Genomic DNA, 17,739 nt, shown 5'->3' with positions numbered 1-17,739 from the left:
ACGCGCGGCAGCACGCGCCGAACCGTCCGGAAGGCGTCTGCCCCCGGGCCCGGAATGGGCCAGAGCGAGGTGACACGAGAGTGCCCGGACGACGACGGCGGGCACGGTGTGCACCGTGCCCGCCGTCGGGTGACCGGACCGCCTCGCAGCGGACCGGCGCGAACTCACTCGGAGTCGGAGTCCGCCTTCTCGTCCTTCTTCGCCGCGGCCTTCTTGGCCGCCGGCTTCTTGGCGGCGGCCTTCTTCGCCGGCGCCTTCTTCTTGGGCGCGTCCTCGGCATCGGCCTCGGCGTCGTCCTTCTTCGCGGACTTCTTCGGAGCGGCCTTCTTGGCCGGGGCCTTCTTCTCGGCCTTCTCCTCGGAGTCGGCCTTCTCGCCGGAGTCGGACCCCGCCTCGGCGTCGGTCGACTCGACAGCCGCCTCGACCTCCTCGGAGTCCTCCTCGTCCTCACCCGGGGCGGTGGTGAACGCGGTCATGTCGACGGTGCTGCCGTCGGCATCGACGACCTTCGCCCCGGCGAGCACCTCGGCCAGGGCCTTGCGGCGCGCAACCTCGGACACGATGGCCGGGACCTGGTTGTTCGAGTCGAGCGCCTGCGCGAACTCGTTGGGGTTCATGCCGTACTGCTGGGCCGCGGAGATGATGTACTCGATGAGCTCCGGCTGCGAGACGTCGACGTTCTCGGCCTCGACGACCGCGTCGAGCACGAACTGGGTGCGCAGGGTCTTCTCCGTCTCCGCGGTGACCTCGGCGCGGTGCTCGTCGTCCTCGAGCCGGTTCTCCTGCTCGAGGTGGCGGTGCACCTCGTCCTCGACGAGCTTGGCCGGGACGGGGACATCGAGCTTCTCGATGAGGAGCTCGAGGACCTTGTCGCGCGCCTGCACGCCCTGGTCGAACTCCTTCTGCTTCGCGGCCTGCTCGCGCAGGTCGGCCTTGAGCTCGTCGATCGTGTCGAACTCGCTGGCGAGCTGCGCGAAATCGTCGTCGGCCTCGGGGAGCTCGCGCTCCTTGACGGCCTTGAGGGTGATCGCGACGAGGCCGGCCCTGCCGGCGTGCTCGCCCCCGGCGAGAGTGGACTCGAAGGAGGTCTCCTCCTCGGCGGACAGCCCGTCGAGCGCCTCGTCCATGCCCTCGAGCATGGTGCCGGCACCCACCTGGTAGGAGATGTCGGAAGCCGAGTCGACCTCTTCGCCGTCGACCGTGGCGGTGAGGTCGAGGGTGACGAAGTCGTCCTTCTGCGCCGGGCGGTCGACGGTCTTGAGGGTGCCGAAGCGGCTGCGGAGGTCGGTGAGCTCCTTCTCGACGTCCTTGTCGGAGACCTCGAAGGTGTCGACCTCGACGCTCAGGGTGTCGTAGGCGGGGAGCTCGATCTCGGGGCGGACGTCGACCTCGATGGTGAAGGTGAGGTCACCCTCCTCCGTGCCGTCGAGGCCGGGGATCGCGGTGACTTCGACCTCGGGCGAGCCGAGCGGGCGGAGCTCGTGCTCGTCGATGGCTTTGCGGTAGAGGTCGTCGAGGCTGTTGTTCACGGCCTCCTGCAGGACCGCCGGGCGACCGACGCGCTGGTCGATGATCCGCGCAGGGACCTTGCCGCGGCGGAATCCGGGGATGGAGACCTGCTTGGCGATCTCCTTATACGCCGCGTCGATGCTCGGCTTGAGTTCGGCGTAGGGCGCTTCAACGCTGAGCTTGACCCGCGTGGGGTCGATGTTCTCGACGGAGCTCTTCACAGTAAACCTCTCGTTGGGACAGAAGGTAGGGGGATCCGGCTTACTCGCCGGATTGCAGACCGCCCTACAGCCTATCCCAGACCGTTCGACGGGCGAAAATCCGCCGTAGCAGGGTCCGCGGCGGCCACCCGCCCGACCACGGAGTGAACACCGGATGTCGACGATCCGAACGCACGCGCATGCGCGCATGCGTCGATCTAGGGCGGACGTGATCGCGGTTCCCGGACCCGAGGGCCCGGCGGCCGCGATCGGGTCGGCGATGTCGGCCCGCACCGGAAAGCATCCACAGGAGTGAGGCACACATGCGCGCGATCGTGTTCGAGAACTACAAGACCTTCCCCACCCTCAAGGAGATCGACCGGCCCACCCCCGGACCCGGCGAGGTGCTCCTCAAGGTCGCCGGCGCCGGTGCCTGCCACTCCGATGTCGCGATCTACGACGTGTTCGAGGAGGACACCCCGGGACGGGTGCCCCCGTCCTTCGTGCTCGGCCACGAGAACTCCGGCTGGGTCGAGGAGGTCGGGCCCGGCGTCGAGGGATTCGAGAAGGGCGATGCCCACCTCGTCTACGGGCCGGTGGGATGCGGCCGGTGCAAGGCCTGCTCGCGCGGCCAGGACACCTACTGCGAGAACCAGGCGAAGAACCCCTACATGGGCATCGGGCTGGGCCGCGACGGCGGGATGGCGGAGTACGTGTCCGTCCCCGCCCGCAACCTCGTGCCGCTCGGCGACGCCGACCCGGTGGCCGCCGCTCCCCTGTCCGATGCCGGCCTCACCCCGTACCACGCGATCAAGCTCGCGCTGCCGCACCTGGCCGGCGGCGGGAAGACCGCGCTCGTCATCGGCCTGGGCGGGCTCGGTCAGATCGGGGTGCAGATCCTCCGCGCGCTCACCGGTGCGACGATCATCGCCACCGACATGAAGCCCGAGGCGATGGCCCAGGCGGAGAAGTACGGTGCGGTGACCGTGCCGGGCGGGGACGATCAGGTCGATCGGATCCGCGAGCTCACCGGCGGTCGCGGGGTGGACGCGGTGTTCGACTTCGTCGGCGCGGCTCCGACGATCGGGGTCGCGATGGCCTCGGTCGCGGTGCAGGGCCGGGTGACGATCGTCGGGATCGACGGCGGCGCACACCCCTGGTCGTTCTTCACCGCGCCCTACGAAGCGGAGCTGACGAGCACGTACTGGGGCACGATCGAGGACCTCCACGAGGTCGTCGCGATGTACCGCGCCGGTCAGATCGTGCCGGAGGTCGAGCGCTTCTCGCTCGACGACGGGCTCGAGGCGTACCGGAGGCTCCAGGCCGGCGAGCTGTCCGCCCGCGCCGTCGTGGTCCCCCACAGCAGCTGAGGAGCCTGATCGTCGGGAGCCGGCGATGCACGAGGGCCCACGGACCGATCGGTCCGCGGGCCCTCCGCCGTCGGGGTGACAGGATTTGAACCTGCGACCCTCTGCTCCCAAAGCAGATGCGCTACCAAGCTGCGCTACACCCCGGGGTCCCCTCGAATCATAGTCAGGCGTTCTCGATTGCCCTAATCACCCGGGCCGGATCACCCGGGCCGATGGGGATGCAGGTTTTGCCAAACCGCCCGCCTCTGGTCTAGAGTCGGTCTCGCACATTCGGGGATGTAGCTCAATGGTAGAGCCTCAGTCTTCCAAACTGATGGTGCGGGTTCGATTCCCGTCATCCCCTCGCAACAGAAGCGCCGCTGGTGACAGCGGCGCTTCTGCATTCTCGGGTACCCACCTCGGGACCCGGCGGGGTCACTGCGGGCGACGGCCCGGTTCCATGGACGCAGCCGCCGAGGTGCCGGCCGCCCGGCCATCTCCACGCGCACCCGCATCCGTGCCTCCGGTCCCGCTCGCCTCGTCTCCCGCGCCGTCCGACCGCTCGGAATCGAGCACCAGGCGCGTCTCCTCGGGCGGCAGTCCGGCGAACTCGACGAGCCGCCTGCGGTCGACGAAGTGGAACACGAGGTACGTGGCGATCGACAGTGGGAACCCGAGGAACACCGGGTGGATGCCGAACGGCCCGCCCAGCAGGGTCCAGCCGATCGACACGACGAGTCCGACCCACATCGAGATGATGGCCCCGCGGCCCGAGACCCGCGTGAAGTACAGGGCGACGATGGCGGGGAACAGGAGGCCGGACACGAGCATGGCCGTTCCGGTCACCCACAGCTCGACGAGCACCGGCACCGCGAGCGCGAGGACGAGCGCGATCACCGCAGTGATGACGACCGCGATCCGGCTCCAGCGCAGGAGCGCCTTCTGCGAGGTGTCCTTGGCCAGTCGGGGTTTGATGACGTCGTTGACGATCGACGACGCGCCGCACATGAAGAACGAGTCCGCGCACGAGATCACCGTCGCCATGAGAGCGACGATGAGGATGATGACGACCTCGAAGGGGAGCAGCTCGGCGATGAGCTCGTAGTACACGAGGGTCGGGTCCTCGGATTCGAGTCCGATGCCGAACCGGGCCCAGACGCCGATCCAGATCACCATGACCATCGTTGCGGTCATGAGCGCCAGCGCGATCCAGTACCCCTTGATCACCGTCTGGAGGTCCTTGCCCGCCCAGGCGCGCTGCCACAGGTCCTGCCGGACGAGCTGGTAGGCGCCGACGGTGAGCGCGTAGACGGCCACCTCGGCGAAGCCGATCCCCATCGGATCCATGAGCTGACCGAGCCCCTGGGCCTCGGCGTTGGCCTGCACCTGGCTGAAGTCCCCGGCGACGACGAGGACGAGGACGAACAGCCCGAACACCGCGATGGTCTGCAGGGTGCCGTGGAACGCGTCCTGCCACACCACGGCCTTGAGCCCGCCGAACACCGTCTTGATCGTGAGCATGACGGCGGAGATGATGATCGCCGCGGTCATGGGGATGTTGGCGATGAGGTTGAGGATGAGGCCGATCGACACGAACTGCATGCCGGTGATCGCGCAGTAGGCGGTGAGCACGGCGATCGTCGTCGGGATGCGGGCCGCGGAGCCGAAGCGGTGCGCGGTGAAGTCGCCGATCGTCACATAGTTGTTCTTCTCCCCGAGCACCCGGATGCGCTTGATGAAGAAGACCGCCATGAGCACGCTGGCGAGGATGATGCCGGCGTTGAACCACTGCTGACCCATGCCGAGCGAATAGCCGTTGGTGATGAGGCCGAGCAGGATCGAGCCGCCGATCGCGGTGCCGACGTAGGTGAGGATGAGGGGGAACAGCGTCACGCTGCGCGAGGCGACGTTGTAGTCCTCGTAGGTCTTGATCTGCTTGAGTCCGATCCACACCGAGACCCCGATGAGGAAGAAGAAATAGGCGATGGTGATGACGGTGAGGATGACCTGCTGGTCTCCTGAATAGAGCATGAGTGCGTCCTCTCGGCGGTGTCCGGTGGGCGTCAGTTCGGTGAGACGGGCTCCCCCGCCAGGTACACCCCGGTCGGGGTGAAGTCCTTGAGCTCCTCGACGTCGACCTCGAACGGGCTGCGCTCGTAGACGCCGAAGTCCGCGTGCGCTCCGACGGCGATCGTGCCGAGCGTGTCCTCTTCGAACGTCGCATAGGCGGCGAGCGAGGTGTAGGCGGCGAGCGCCTCGGCCACGGTGATGTTCTGCACGGTGTCGAGCACCTGGCCCGAGGAGCTCTTCCGGGTCACGGCGCCGTAGATCCCCTCCCACGGATTGCCGTTGGTGACAGGGACATCGGAGTTGCCCGGTGCCACGATCCCCCGATCGATGAAGGTGCGGTGGGGGTAGACCCGCTCCATCCGCTCGGCTCCGAGGACGTCGAGGTAGCTGTCGCCGATGTGATAGACGAACCCGACGGAGGAGGCTGCGATGATGCCGTGGCGGGCGAGCGCATCGAGGTTCTCGTCGCTCGGCAGGGTGCAGTGCTCGATCCGCGCCCGCATCTCTTCGACCCGGCCCATCAGGCCGGTGCCCTCGAGCGCACGCAGCGCCTGGTCGATCGCGGCGTCCCCGATCCCGTGGATCGCCGGACGCAGGCCGTGCTCGAGCGCGCGACGCACGGCCGCCGTGATCTCCTCGTCGTCGTAGTAGAGGATCCCGGTCTCGTCGCTGTGCTCATAGGGGCATGTCAGCGCGGCGGTCTGGCCTCCGACTCCCCCGTCGAGCACGAACTTCATTCCCTGGATCCGGACCATGTCGTCGCCGAGGCCCGAGGTGATCCCGGCGCCCACCGCGGCGGACAGGAGCCCCTTCATCCCCATCTGGTCGAGCGCCCACAGCCACGGTCGGACCCGGACGCCGAGCCGGTCGGCGCGGTTGAGGGCGGTGTAGAGGCGCATCTCCGCAGAGCCCGTGGACATGTCGTTGACGGTGGTGACTCCCCATTCGGCGAACTTCGCCTGGGCGAGCGCGAATCCGCGTTCGAGCATCTCCGGGGTGTAGGCGGGAATCTGCAGGAGGTCCTGGGCGGCCTCCTGCAGGATCCCGGTGGGCTCCCCGGTGTCGGGGTCGCGCACGAGCCGTCCGCCCGCCGGGTCCGCGGTGCTCGCGTCGATCCCCGAGAGCTCGAGCGCCTTCGAGTTCGCGAGTGCGATGTGCCGGCAGCCGCGGATGAGGACGACCGGGTGATCGGGGGCGACCGCATCGAGATCCTGCCGGGTGGGGACCCTCCGGTCGTCGAGGTAGCCATCGAGCCAGCCCGCCCCGCGGATCCAGCCGTCGGCCGGAGGATCCTGTACGGCCGCGGCGACCGCGTCCTGGATCGCGGCGATCGACCCCGCGCTCTGCGGCGTCACATCGACCTCGAGAAGCGTTCGCGCGAGCATCGCAGGATGGCCGTGGCTCTCGATGAAGCCGGGCAGCAGGTACTGCCCGGCGAGGTCGACGGTCCGGGAGTCGGGGTCGGCCCGAGTCCAGTCCGGGGCGGCCTCGTCGATCGAGCGGACCCGGCCGTCGACCACCGTGACGGTCCGCGGTGGCGAGAACGAATCCCCTTCGAACACCCGGGCATTGGCGAAGATCCTGACGGTCACATGCTCTCCTTCGTCGACGTGTGACCAAGGTAACACGGGTGATCCGACCGTCGGAGCACAGTGCTGGGCCGGTGCCGAAGCCCCGGTCGCCGTGCCCGGCGGCCCGACCTGCGACACTGGGACGGTGAGCTCATCCTTCGAATCCCGTACAGCGTCCCCCGGCAGCGCCCACCCGAGCCGGCACGGTGCGTTCTCGCTCGGGTCGCTCGCGACCCTGCTGGTCTCCATCGCTGCCGTGCTGCTCTTCGGCTTCATGTCCGACTGGGGCTATCTCCCACTCGTCGCCGGGGTCGCGCTCGGGTTCGTCGCGGCGGCCTCGCTCGGCCGCGACCTGCTGCTCATCGCGCTCGCGCTCGGCCTCATCAGCCTGATCTCCGTCGAGGCGGACATCACCTGGGGCAACATCGCGCTCATGGGTGTCGTGCTGTCCGGGGCCGTCATCATCCCCTACGTCATCAGCCGGTACGGGTACAAAAACCGGGCGATCGTGTTCCCGCGCCGTCAGGGCCGCCCGTGGTCGAAGCTCGAATGGGGCTGGCTGTTCGCAGTCCTGTTCCTCGGCTGGCTCATCCTGCCGCGCTACTTCATCTCCTCCGGGGTCTATCAGAACTGGCCGGCGGTGGAGACCCTGAGCGAGATCATCCGGCTGTTCCTCGGTGTCAACGCCGTCGGCATCTGGGACGAGCTCTTCTTCATCTGCACGATCTTCGCGCTCCTCTACCGCCACTTCTCGTTCTGGACCGCGAACGTGCTCACCTCGATCATCTTCGTGTCGTTCCTGTGGGAGCTCGGCTACCAGTCGTGGGGGCCGCTGCTCACCATCCCGTTCGCACTCGTCCAGGCGGTGATCTTCACCCGCACGAAGTCCCTGCCGTACACGATCACGGTGCACCTGCTGTTCGACTTCATCGTGTTCCTCACCATCGTCCACGCCCATCACCCGGAGTGGATCCCGATCTTCTGGTACTGACCTGCTGGTGCCGAGACAGCGATATCCTGCGGTTCCGTTCTCAGGAACCGCAGGATATCGCTGTCTCGGGGTGGGGTCAGACGGTGCCGGTGTCCTCGAAGGAGCGGATGATCCCGATCCGGCGCTCGTGGCGCTCGTCGGCGGAGAACGGCTCGGCGAGGAACGCGTCGACGATCGCGAGCGCCTCGGCCTCGGGGTGCTGGCGCGCCCCCACGCTCACCACCCAGGCGTCGTTGTGCTGCCGGGCGAGCTGCGCGGTGTCGGTGTTCCAGGCGAGCGCCGCACGGGCCCCGCGCACCTTGTTCGCCGCGATCTGCTCGCCGTTGCCGGAGCCGCCGATCACCACGCCGAGCGAGTCGAGACCGGACTCGCGGTCGGCCACCACGCCCTGCGCGGCCGCGATGCAGAACGCCGGGTAGTCGTCGAGCGCGTCGTACTCGAGCGCGCCGTGGTCGACGACCTCGTGCCCGCCCTCGGCCAGGTGGCGCTTGAGCGTCTCCTTGAACTCGTAGCCGGCGTGGTCGCTGCCCAGATGAACTCTCATGTCTCCCCCATCGATCGAAGCCGTCGGTCGGGCCGCGGCTCCGCGGTCGTGCGGCCACCGGTGCCGATCAGTCGAAGATCGGGCCCTCGGTCCGGGTGCGCTTGAGCTCGTAGAAGCCGGGCGTGGAGGCCACGGCGAGCACTCCGTCGAACAGTGTACCGGCCGCCTCGCCCTTGGGCGCCGGGGTGACCACGGGGCCGAAGAACGCGGTGTCGCCGACCGCGACGACCGGGGTGCCGACGTCCTCGCCGACCTTGGAGATGCCCTCCTGGTGCGAGGCGCGCAGCTGCTCGTCGTAGTCCGTGGAATCCGCTGCGGCGGCGAGCTCGGCGGGCAGGCCGACCTCGGCGAGCGATTCGGCGATGACCGCGGCGTAGTCGGTGCTGCCGCCGGGATGGATCCGGGTGCCCATCGCGGTGTAGAGGGCAGGGACGACGTCCTCGCCGTGCTGGTCCGCGGCGGCGACGATCACGCGCACCGGGCCCCAGGCCCGATCCATCTTGGCGCGGTAGTCCTCGGGCAGGTCCCGGCCCTCGTTGAGCACCGCGAGGCTCATGACGTGGAAGCGCACCTCGACGTCGCGGACCTTCTCGACCTCGAGCGCCCAGCGGGAGCTCATCCAGGCCCAGGGGCAGGTGGGGTCGAACCAGAAGTCCAGGGTGGTCGTCGACATCGATCGGTCCTCTCTGCGGGCCCGCGGGTCCGGCTCTCCGGCCCGCTCCCGCGCGCAACGGTGACGGTGGGTCGCGGGGCCCCGCGCCTCGGCGGCGGCGTCCGCACTTCGTGGAACAATGATCCAGCAGTGATCATTCCACACCCGACCCGCCCGGGAGGCCCATCGATGCCGCAGCACAACCTCACCCGCGCCGAGGCGCAGACCCGCGCCGCGCTGCTCTCCGTCCAGTCCTACGACATCACGCTCGTGCTCGACGGGCAGGGCGAGGACTTCCGCTCGGTGACGCGGGTGACGTTCTCCGCCGAGGAGGGCGTTGCGACGTTCATCGACGCGATCACCACGCACGTCGAGTCGATCACCCTCAACGGCGAGGAGCTCGATCCGACCGCGCTCGTCACCCCGGGCCGGATCGAGCTGCCGGGGCTCGCCGCGGAGAACGTGCTCACCGTCGACGCCCGCTTCGCGTACATGAACACCGGCGAGGGCCTCCACCGATTCGTCGACCCGGTCGACGACGAGACCTACCTCTACACGCAGTTCGAGGTGCCCGACGCCCGCCGCGTGTTCCCGGTGTTCGAGCAGCCCGATCTCAAGGCGTCCTTCTCCTTCACCGTGCTCGCCCCGGACCACTGGACCGTCGTGTCGAACTCCCCCACCCCGCAGGCCGGGGACGCCGCGGAGCCGGCCGCCCGGCTCGGGATCGACGCCACCGGCCTGAGCACCTGGCAGTTCGCCCCCACGCCGCCGATCTCAAGCTACATCACCGCGATCATCGCCGGGCCCTACCGCGGCGTGTTCTCCTCCCTGCGCAGCTCCGACGGGGAGGACGTCGAGCTCGGCGTCTACTGCCGCGCCTCGCTGTTCGAGCACCTCGACGCGGACGACATCCTCGACATCACCCGCGCGGGCTTCGAGTTCTACGAGCGCATCTTCGGCACGCCGTACCCGTTCGAGAAGTACGACCAGCTCTTCGTCCCCGAATTCAATGCCGGGGCGATGGAGAACGCCGGTGCGGTGACCTTCCTCGAGAACTACGTGTTCCGCTCCCGCCCCACCCGGGCGATGGTCGAGCGCCGCGCGGTGACGATCCTCCACGAGCTCGCGCACATGTGGTTCGGCGACCTCGTGACGATGCGCTGGTGGAACGACCTGTGGCTCAACGAGTCCTTCGCGGAGTTCATGTCGACGCTCGCCACCGCGGAGGCGACCGAGTTCACCGATGCGTGGACGACCTTCGCCACCTTGGAGAAGGCCTGGGCCTACCGGCAGGACCAGCTGCCGAGCACCCACCCGATCGTCGCGCCGATCGAGGACCTCGCCGACGTCGAGGTCAACTTCGACGGCATCACCTACGCCAAGGGCGCATCGGTGCTCAAGCAGCTCGTCGCCTGGGTGGGACGCGAGGAGTTCTTCACCGGCGTGCAGCGGTACTTCGAGTCGCACGCCTGGTCGAACACCGAGCTCTCCGATCTCATGGTCGAGCTCGCCGAGGCCTCCGGTCGCGACCTCTCGGCGTGGACGGCCCTGTGGCTCGAGGAGTCCGGGGTCACCCTCATGCGGCCGCGGCTCGAGCGCGCCGCCGACGGCACCGTGTCCGCGCTGTCGATCGAGCAGACGCCGGTCGAGCTGCCGGGGCAGCCCGTGCCGAGCCTGCGCCCGCAGCGCATGGGGGTCGGCCTCTATTCCCTCGGGACCGACGGCATCTTCGCGCGTACGGAGTTCCACGAGATCGACATCGACGGCCCCACCGCGCAGGTGCCGCTCACCGGGACCGGGGGCACCGGCGCAGAGCGCGCCGGGACCGGGCACGCCGGGGTCGAGGCGGCTCCCGTCGTCGTCGTGGTCAACGACGCCGACCTCGCCTATGCGAAGGTCCGCTTCGACGAGCTCAGCCTGCGCACCGCGATGGAGCACCTCAGCGGCTTCACCGACTCGCTCACCCAGCTCATGGTGCTCTCCACGGTGTGGGACATGGTGCGCGACGGGGAGCTCTCCGCCCGCGCCTACATCGACATGCTGTGCACCCATCTGCCCGCTGTCACCCATTCGACCGGTCTGCTCGTGCAGATGCGCCAGCTCACCACCGCGCTCACCGCCTACCTGCCGCCGGCCGATCGGCCGCAGGCCCGCGCACAGGTGGCCGCCGCCCTGCAGCGGATGATGCATGCCGCGCCCGCAGGCTCGGACCAGCAGCTCCAGTTCTTCCAGGGCTTCACCGCCCACGCCTGCACCCCGGAGCAGCTCGACGAGCTCGCCGCGGTCCTCGACGGGCAGGACGAACCGCTGCCGGGGCTGAGCCTCGACACCGACCTCCGCTGGTCGGTCGTCGTCGCGCTGGCCGCCGCCGGGCGCCTCGACGCCGCCGGGGTCGAACGCTGGCTGGCCGAGGACGACACCGCCACCGGGCGGCGCAGCGCGCAGACCGCACTCGCCGCCCCGGCCACCCCGGAGGCGAAGAGCACGGCGTTCACGCGCCTGGTCGACGACCGGTCGCTGCCGAATGCGACCGCGCAGGCGATCGCCCGGGGGTTCCGCCTGGGCCTGGAGACGGAGTCGGGAGAACCGGTGGCCGCGCTCGCACCGCTCGAACCGTTCGCCGCGGAGTACTTCGACCGCGTCGCCGGCTGGTGGGAGACCCGCACCCTGGAGATCGCACAGCTCTTCACCCTCGAGCTCTACCCGCCGGCCTCGCAGTCCACGGTCATCGCGACGCGCGCGTGGCTTCAGTCGCACCCGGCCGCACCGAAGGGACTGCTGCGACTCATGCGGGAGAACCTCGATACCGCCGAGCGCACCCTGCGCTGCCAGGCGGCGGCCGGGAGCTGAGGCGGGCGGCCGACGCCCGGGGTGAGATCGCTCACGACGGACCCGCGCAGTCCGACCTGCGACCGGCCGTACGGCCTGGTCAGGACGCACGGCCGGGACCCGGACCCAGCGCGTCCTCAGACACCGCGGACCGCGTGCCGCTGATACTCAGAGACCGTCCCTAGAGTGGGTGCACGTTATGCAGACTCCAGCTGAACAGGTCCGCGACGCCGTCACGGACACCGTCGACAAGACCACCGAATTCGACTACTGGGCGTTCTTCCTCGGCACCCCGCTGCGCATCCTCGTCATCGTCGTCGTGGCGATCATCCTCAACGTCGTCGTGCGCAAGCTCATCCGCCGGTTCGCCCAGTCGATCGCCGACGGCTCGACCGCGGCGACGGAGAAGAAGCGGTTCCCCGCCGGGGAGAGGCCCGCCGAGCAGGACCCCTCGGTCCGGGCGCGGCGCGCCCAGCGCGCCAAGACCGTCGGGTCGATGCTGTCGTCGATCGCGACGATCCTCATCAGTGTGCTCGCAGTCCTCATGGTGCTCACCGAGCTCGGCTTCAACCTGGGCCCGGTGCTCGCCTCTGCCGGTATCGCCGGTGTCGCGATCGGCTTCGGCGCGCAGACCCTCGTCAAGGACTACCTGTCCGGATTCTTCATCGTCGTCGAGGACCAGTACGGGATCGGCGACTCGGTGGACCTCGGTGAGGCGATCGGCATCGTCGAGGAGGTCGGGCTGCGCACCACCCGGGTGCGCGGGGTCGACGGCACCCTGTGGCACGTGCGCAACGGCGAGATCCTGCGCGTGGGCAATCAGTCGCAGGGCTGGGCGCGCGCGGTGATGGACATCCCGCTGCCCTACAGCTCGGACCGCGCGACGATCGATGCGGTCATCGCCGACGCCGTCGCCGCCCTGCGGCGCAATCCCAAGATCGCCGAGGCGATCCTCGAGGATCCCGAGATCTGGGGTGTCGAGGCGATCAGCGGGGAGTCGATGACCATCCGGACGGTGATCAAGACCGAGCCGAACGAGCAGTGGGCCGTCGCACGCGCCTTCCGCGGGGAGATCAAGAATCAGCTCGACCGCCGCGGCCTGCGCATCCCGCTGCCGCAGCAGACGGTGCTGCGCACCCTGCCCGACCCCGCCCATGCCCACAAGGACCCCGATGCGGAGACCGAGTCCGGGGACGGCGGCACGGGGACGACGAGGAAGAGCACGACCGGCTCGGGCGTCGCCGATGGCGGCTCGACGAAGCCGATAGGCTGAGCGGACGTCCCCGCACCGAGGGACGTCGACGACCGGAAGGGCCCCGATGATCGACCACGTGTCGCTGCAGCGACCGGACAGCTTCTTCGCCATGATCGGCGGGCATGCGACCTTCACCGCACTCGTGGACACCTTCTACGCGGAGGTCGCGGCCGACGAGTACCTCATCGCGATGTACCCGGAAGGTCATGAGCTCACCGGCGCCAAGCACCGCCTGCAGACCTTCCTCGAGCAGTATTTCGGCGGGCCGACGACGTACCAGGAGGAGCGCGGCCATCCGCGGCTGCGGATGCGCCACTTCCCGTTCCCGGTGACCCCCAAGGCCCGCGACCACTGGCTGCGCCACATGCGCACCGCGATGGACACGATCGCCCTGCCGCCGATGTACGACGCGATGATGTGGGACTACTTCCAGCGCGCGGCGACCGCGATGCTCAACACGCCGGCCGAACACGACGAGCCGGCCACCGGCACCTGCCCGGCCTCGGGTCCCGGCCCTGGAGGTCCGCAGGACCGTTGAGCCGGCGACCCCGCCGACGGGCGGGCGCGCCGCGAGGGGCGGCCTCACCCGCGATGACGGGTGAGCACGTGCCCGACCGGGGTGGACAGCCGCAGCCACGTCCCGCAGCCGCGCACCTCGACCGGCGCTCCCTCGACCAGGAATCCGAGCCCGTGGAGCGCGAACGCCGCCCCGGAATCGGGGTCGACCGTGGGGCGCTCCCCGGGCACCGGTCCCGATGCCGCCGTGCCGGCCGCCTCGTGGAGCGACCGCGACCACACGCGTCGGCGCAGTGCGCTCACCGCGGGCCCACCCGCGGCCTCCGGACTGCCGGCGGCGACCTCGGCGATGCCGGCCTCGGCCGCGCGCACGACGATCCCGGCGTCGAGCGACCCGAGCGGCTCCCACGGTCCGCGCGGCGGAGCGATCCCCGCCCACGCGGCGTGCACCTCCTGCGGCGGCACCGGCACGTGGAGCAGGCCCTGTGCCCGGGCTCGGGCGAACCGGTCGGTGAGCGCGGCGAGCGGCACCACGGCATCGAGCCCGTCGAGGTCGGATGCGGGCAGGGGCACGATCCGCATCCCGAGCGTCAGGGGCGTGGTGTCGCCGAGGCCGTGCGGGTACAGCGGGGAGACCGTGAGCACGAGGCGCGCCCCGTGCACGGTGAGGCGCATCGCGCCGTCCGGATCGAGGCGCTGAGCGCGCTGCGTGAATACCTCCCAATCGCGCAGGTCGCGGGCATCGGTGAGTCGGAGATCCGGCATCTCAGCGCCTGCGCAGCGGCACGCGGTCGCCGACGACGGCGCGCAGCTGCACGGTCTCGGACTCCGTGAGCCGGCGCGCACGGCCGGTGTCGGCGTCGACCATCGCGATGACCGATTCCGCCACGGTGTAGGCGCGCGAGCCGTCGGGTTCGGCGATGACATAGCCGACATCGACGGTGGCGGGGCCGACGGCGGAGATCACCGTGTCGACCGCGATCGAGCCGGTCCGGTACGGGATCGGCTCGCGGTACTCGATGCGGTGGGAGAAGACGAGGATGTCGGTGTCGCCCGAGGCGTCGCCGAACACCGGCGGGATGCCCGGCCCCAGGATGACCCCGGAGACTCCGGGGGCGGCCGGTGCGGCGGCGTCCCGGTTCGCCGTGGGCGAGCCGAACGCGCGCACGCGGGCCTCCTCGAGGATGCGGAACTGGGCGACGTTGTTGATGTGCCCGTAGGCGTCGAGGTCTCCCCAGCGCAGCTCGATGAGCACCCGGGTGAAGGGGCCGCGCAGCAGGGGGTCGGTGAGCGTGGAGTCCATTCCCCCATTGTGCCAGCCGCGCACCGACGACACGGCCGTCACCGCACCGCTGTCCTCTCGGCACCGACTCCGGCGGGCAGCGGTGCGGTCCGGAGTCGGGACCCTCGCGCACCACGCGCCGACGGCGCGATTAGACTCGATGTGATCTGCGTTGCAGGACGGCTCCCGCGTCGTCCACACCACCCGTCATGGGCGGCCCGCACCCGCACCGCCGCGGACCGCCCCGAGCCCCCTGGAGCACAATGAATCATTCCGAGAACGTCGCCGCACTGCGAGGCGTCCTGCAGCTCTCCCCGACCGACCCGATCCACGAGAGCCGGGAGACGGAGTTCTTCGAGGGGCAGAGCCAGTTCAAGCCCGACGGCCGGGTGTTCGGCGGCCAGGTGCTCGCCCAGTGCGTCATGGCCGGCGGTCTCACTGTCGCGGACGACCGCCCGATCCATTCCCTCCACGGGTACTTCCTCCGCACCGGCGACGCCACCCGGCCGATCGTGTTCGGGGTGGAGAACCTGCGCGACGGCGGCTCGTTCTCGGCCCGCCGGGTCCACGCATACCAGGACGGGCAGCCGATCATGTCGGTGATGTCGTCCTTCCAGCTCGTGCAGGAGGGATACGACCACGGGGACGACTTCCCCGCCGGGATGCCCGATCCCGAGGACTGCCCGCAGATCAAGGACCTCGTCGGCTCGGTCGACCTCCCGCATGTGCAGGAATGGCTGGTCAAGCGACCGTTCGATGTGCGCCCGGTCGAGCCGTCCCTCTACCTCGCGCATCAGGGCGACGAGGTCTCGCACCAGCACGTGTGGATCCGCGCCTCGGCCGAGTTCCCGGCCGACCCGCTCCTCAATGCCGCCGCCCTGGCGTATGCGAGCGACTTCAATCTCCTCGAGCCCGCGATGCGACGTCACGGGCTCGCCTGGCAGGAGCCGGGCCTGCGGCTCGCGAGCCTCGACCACGCGATGTGGTGGCACCGTCCGATCCGCGTGGACGAGTGGATGCTCTATTCCCAGAACTCCCCGTCGGCCGAGGGGGGACGCGCGCTCGGTGCCGGCCGGATCTTCGCCCGCGACGGGCAGCTCCTCGCCACGGTCGCGCAGCAGGGCATGATGCGCGTCAAGCGCTGACCGTCGATCCTCGAAGGTTCCTGACCGTCGAACCGCAAGGAATCGACAGGTCACAGCACGGCAGCGCCCCCGGGATCCATAAGGCTCCCAGGGGCGCTGCAGTGCACCACCGAGGTGGTCAGTCGCGGGTCAGGCGACGGTGGGTGACGCGGTGCGGCCGGGCCGCCTCCTCGCCGAGGCGCTCGACCTTGTTCTTCTCGTAGGACTCGAAATTGCCCTCGAACCAGTACCAGCTCGACGGGTTCTCCTCCGTACCCTCCCAGGCCAGGATGTGGGTGGCGACGCGGTCGAGGAACCACCGGTCGTGGGACACGACCACGGCGCAGCCCGGGAACTCGAGGAGAGCGTTCTCGAGCGAGCCGAGGGTCTCGACGTCGAGGTCGTTGGTCGGCTCGTCGAGCAGGAGCAGGTTACCGCCCTGCTTGAGCGTGAGCGCGAGGTTGAGGCGGTTGCGCTCACCGCCGGACAGCACGCCGGCCTTCTTCTGCTGGTCCGGGCCCTTGAAGCCGAACGCGGACACGTAGGCGCGAGACGGCATCTCGACCGCACCGACCTGGATGAAGTCGAGCCCGTCGGACACGACCTCCCACAGGCTCTTGTCCGGGTCGATGCCGCCGCGGGACTGGTCGACGTAGGAGATCCTCACGGTGTCGCCGATCTTGAGGTCGCCCCCGTCGATCTCCTCGAGTCCGACGATGGTCTTGAACAGCGTGGTCTTGCCGACGCCGTTGGGGCCGATGACGCCGACGATGCCGTTGCGCGGCAGCGAGAACGACAGTCCGTCGATGAGCGTGCGGCCGTCGAAGCCCTTGACGATGTCCTCGGCCTCGATGACGATGTCGCCCAGGCGCGGACCCGGCGGGATCTGGATCTCCTCGAAGTCGAGCTTGCGGGTCTTCTCCGCCTCCGCGGCCATCTCCTCGTAGCGGGCCAGGCGCGCCTTCGACTTGGTCTGACGGGCCTTCGCGTTCGAGCGCACCCACTCGAGCTCCTCCTTGAGGCGCTTCTGGAGCTTCTGGTCCTTCTTGCCCTGGACCTTGAGGCGCTCGGCCTTCTTCTCGAGGTAGGTCGAATAGTTGCCCTCGTAGGGGTACAGGTGACCGCGGTCGACCTCGGCGATCCACTGCGCGACGTGATCGAGGAAGTACCGATCGTGGGTCACGGCGATGACGGCGCCGGGGTACGAGGCGAGGTGCTGCTCGAGCCACAGCACCGATTCCGCATCGAGGTGGTTGGTGGGCTCGTCGAGGAGGAGCAGGTCGGGCTTCTCGAGGAGCAGCTTGCACAGCGCCACCCGGCGGCGCTCACCGCCGGAGAGGACGGAGACGTCGGCATCCGGCGGAGGACAGCGCAGGGCGTCCATCGCCTGTTCGAGCTGGGAATCGAGGTCCCAGGCGTCGGCGGCGTCGATGGCCTCCTGGAGCTTGCCCATCTCCTCCATGAGCGCGTCGAAATCGGCGTCCGGGTCGGCCATGAGGGCGGAGATCTCGTTGTAGCGGTCGACCTTGCCCTTGATCTCGCCGACACCCTCCTCGACGTTGCCGAGGACGGTCTTCTCCTCGTTGAGCGGCGGCTCCTGGAGGAGGATGCCGACCGTGTACCCGGGACTCAGCCGAGCTTCGCCGTTCGAGGGCTGGTCGATCCCGGCCATGATCTTGAGGATCGTCGACTTGCCGGCGCCGTTGGGCCCGACCATGCCGATCTTCGCTCCGGGGTAGAACGACATCGACACGTCGTCGAGGATGACTTTGTCACCGTGCGCCTTGCGCGCCTTGTGCATGGTGTAAATGAATTCGGCCATAGTGACACCAGGCTATCGGCTCGGC

At 69.5% G+C, this 17,739-nt stretch carries 14 protein-coding genes and 2 tRNA genes; 7 read left to right on the top strand and 9 right to left on the bottom strand.

The window, feature by feature from the left end; translation table 11 throughout:
* Positions 1–164: 164 nt before the first annotated feature.
* Positions 165–1,730, bottom strand: a complete 1,566-nt coding sequence (gene tig, locus FDF13_RS09605; protein WP_175406940.1) for a trigger factor — start codon at positions 1,728–1,730, stop codon at positions 165–167.
* Positions 1,731–2,032: 302 nt separating this feature from the next.
* Between tig and FDF13_RS09600 the strand changes: the two genes are divergently transcribed.
* The gene (locus tag FDF13_RS09600) at positions 2,033–3,079 is read left to right on the top strand and encodes an NAD(P)-dependent alcohol dehydrogenase (RefSeq protein ID WP_137319448.1); all 1,047 of its coding nucleotides are present in this window, start codon (positions 2,033–2,035) and stop codon (positions 3,077–3,079) included.
* Positions 3,080–3,149: 70 nt separating this feature from the next.
* On the opposite strand, the gene FDF13_RS09595 is transcribed toward FDF13_RS09600, so the two are convergent.
* Positions 3,150–3,223, bottom strand: a tRNA-Pro gene (locus FDF13_RS09595).
* A gap of 128 nt (positions 3,224–3,351) precedes the next feature.
* Here FDF13_RS09595 and FDF13_RS09590 point away from each other — a divergent pair.
* A tRNA-Gly gene (locus tag FDF13_RS09590) sits at positions 3,352–3,422 on the top strand.
* 71 nt (positions 3,423–3,493) lie between these two features.
* On the opposite strand, the gene FDF13_RS09585 is transcribed toward FDF13_RS09590, so the two are convergent.
* Both FDF13_RS09585 and FDF13_RS09580 read right to left on the bottom strand, forming a co-directional pair.
* Positions 3,494–5,089 carry a sodium:solute symporter gene (locus tag FDF13_RS09585; RefSeq protein WP_137319447.1) on the bottom strand — a complete coding sequence of 532 codons (1,596 nt, stop codon included), beginning with the start codon at positions 5,087–5,089 and terminating at the stop codon, positions 3,494–3,496.
* A gap of 32 nt (positions 5,090–5,121) precedes the next feature.
* The gene (locus FDF13_RS09580; protein ID WP_175406939.1) at positions 5,122–6,720 is read right to left on the bottom strand and encodes an amidohydrolase; all 1,599 of its coding nucleotides are present in this window, start codon (positions 6,718–6,720) and stop codon (positions 5,122–5,124) included.
* A gap of 214 nt (positions 6,721–6,934) precedes the next feature.
* On the opposite strand from FDF13_RS09580, the gene FDF13_RS09575 reads away from it, so the two are divergent.
* Positions 6,935–7,690: a CPBP family intramembrane glutamic endopeptidase gene (locus FDF13_RS09575; RefSeq protein WP_254668972.1), complete on the top strand. Its 756-nt coding sequence runs from the start codon at positions 6,935–6,937 to the stop codon at positions 7,688–7,690.
* Between the two features lie 76 nt (positions 7,691–7,766).
* Here FDF13_RS09575 and FDF13_RS09570 read toward each other — a convergent pair whose 3' ends face one another.
* Positions 7,767–8,234: a ribose-5-phosphate isomerase gene (locus FDF13_RS09570; RefSeq protein WP_137319445.1), complete on the bottom strand. Its 468-nt coding sequence runs from the start codon at positions 8,232–8,234 to the stop codon at positions 7,767–7,769.
* Between the two features lie 67 nt (positions 8,235–8,301).
* Complete coding sequence (locus FDF13_RS09565) at positions 8,302–8,907, bottom strand: DsbA family protein (RefSeq protein ID WP_137319444.1); 606 nt, start codon at positions 8,905–8,907, stop codon at positions 8,302–8,304.
* 168 nt (positions 8,908–9,075) lie between these two features.
* On the opposite strand from FDF13_RS09565, the gene pepN reads away from it, so the two are divergent.
* From pepN to FDF13_RS09550, 3 genes are all read left to right on the top strand, one after another.
* Complete coding sequence (gene pepN, locus FDF13_RS09560) at positions 9,076–11,736, top strand: aminopeptidase N (protein ID WP_137319443.1); 2,661 nt, start codon at positions 9,076–9,078, stop codon at positions 11,734–11,736.
* A 178-nt stretch (positions 11,737–11,914) separates the two neighbouring features.
* On the top strand, positions 11,915–12,988 hold the full coding sequence (locus tag FDF13_RS09555) for a mechanosensitive ion channel family protein (RefSeq protein ID WP_137319442.1): 1,074 nt from the start codon (positions 11,915–11,917) through the stop codon (positions 12,986–12,988).
* A gap of 46 nt (positions 12,989–13,034) precedes the next feature.
* Positions 13,035–13,508: a globin gene (locus FDF13_RS09550; protein ID WP_137319441.1), complete on the top strand. Its 474-nt coding sequence runs from the start codon at positions 13,035–13,037 to the stop codon at positions 13,506–13,508.
* Positions 13,509–13,552: 44 nt separating this feature from the next.
* On the opposite strand, the gene FDF13_RS09545 is transcribed toward FDF13_RS09550, so the two are convergent.
* Both FDF13_RS09545 and FDF13_RS09540 read right to left on the bottom strand, forming a co-directional pair.
* Positions 13,553–14,251, bottom strand: coding sequence for a hypothetical protein (locus FDF13_RS09545; RefSeq protein WP_137319440.1), 699 nt, complete (start codon positions 14,249–14,251; stop codon positions 13,553–13,555).
* Position 14,252: 1 nt separating this feature from the next.
* Entirely contained in the window at positions 14,253–14,789 is a 537-nt protein-coding gene (locus tag FDF13_RS09540) for a thioesterase family protein (protein WP_137319439.1), read from the bottom strand.
* 242 nt (positions 14,790–15,031) lie between these two features.
* Between FDF13_RS09540 and FDF13_RS09535 the strand changes: the two genes are divergently transcribed.
* Entirely contained in the window at positions 15,032–15,913 is an 882-nt protein-coding gene (locus FDF13_RS09535; RefSeq protein WP_137319438.1) for an acyl-CoA thioesterase II, read from the top strand.
* A 118-nt stretch (positions 15,914–16,031) separates the two neighbouring features.
* Here FDF13_RS09535 and ettA read toward each other — a convergent pair whose 3' ends face one another.
* Positions 16,032–17,714 carry an energy-dependent translational throttle protein EttA gene (ettA, locus tag FDF13_RS09530; RefSeq protein WP_137319437.1) on the bottom strand — a complete coding sequence of 561 codons (1,683 nt, stop codon included), beginning with the start codon at positions 17,712–17,714 and terminating at the stop codon, positions 16,032–16,034.
* Positions 17,715–17,739 lie beyond the last annotated feature (25 nt).

It is taken from the genome of Brevibacterium sp. CS2 (genome assembly GCF_005280295.1).
Classification (GTDB): Bacteria; Actinomycetota; Actinomycetes; order Actinomycetales; family Brevibacteriaceae; genus Brevibacterium; species Brevibacterium pityocampae.
The sequence above is the reverse complement of the archived record's forward strand: the minus strand, read 5'-3'. Positions and strand labels throughout refer to the sequence as shown.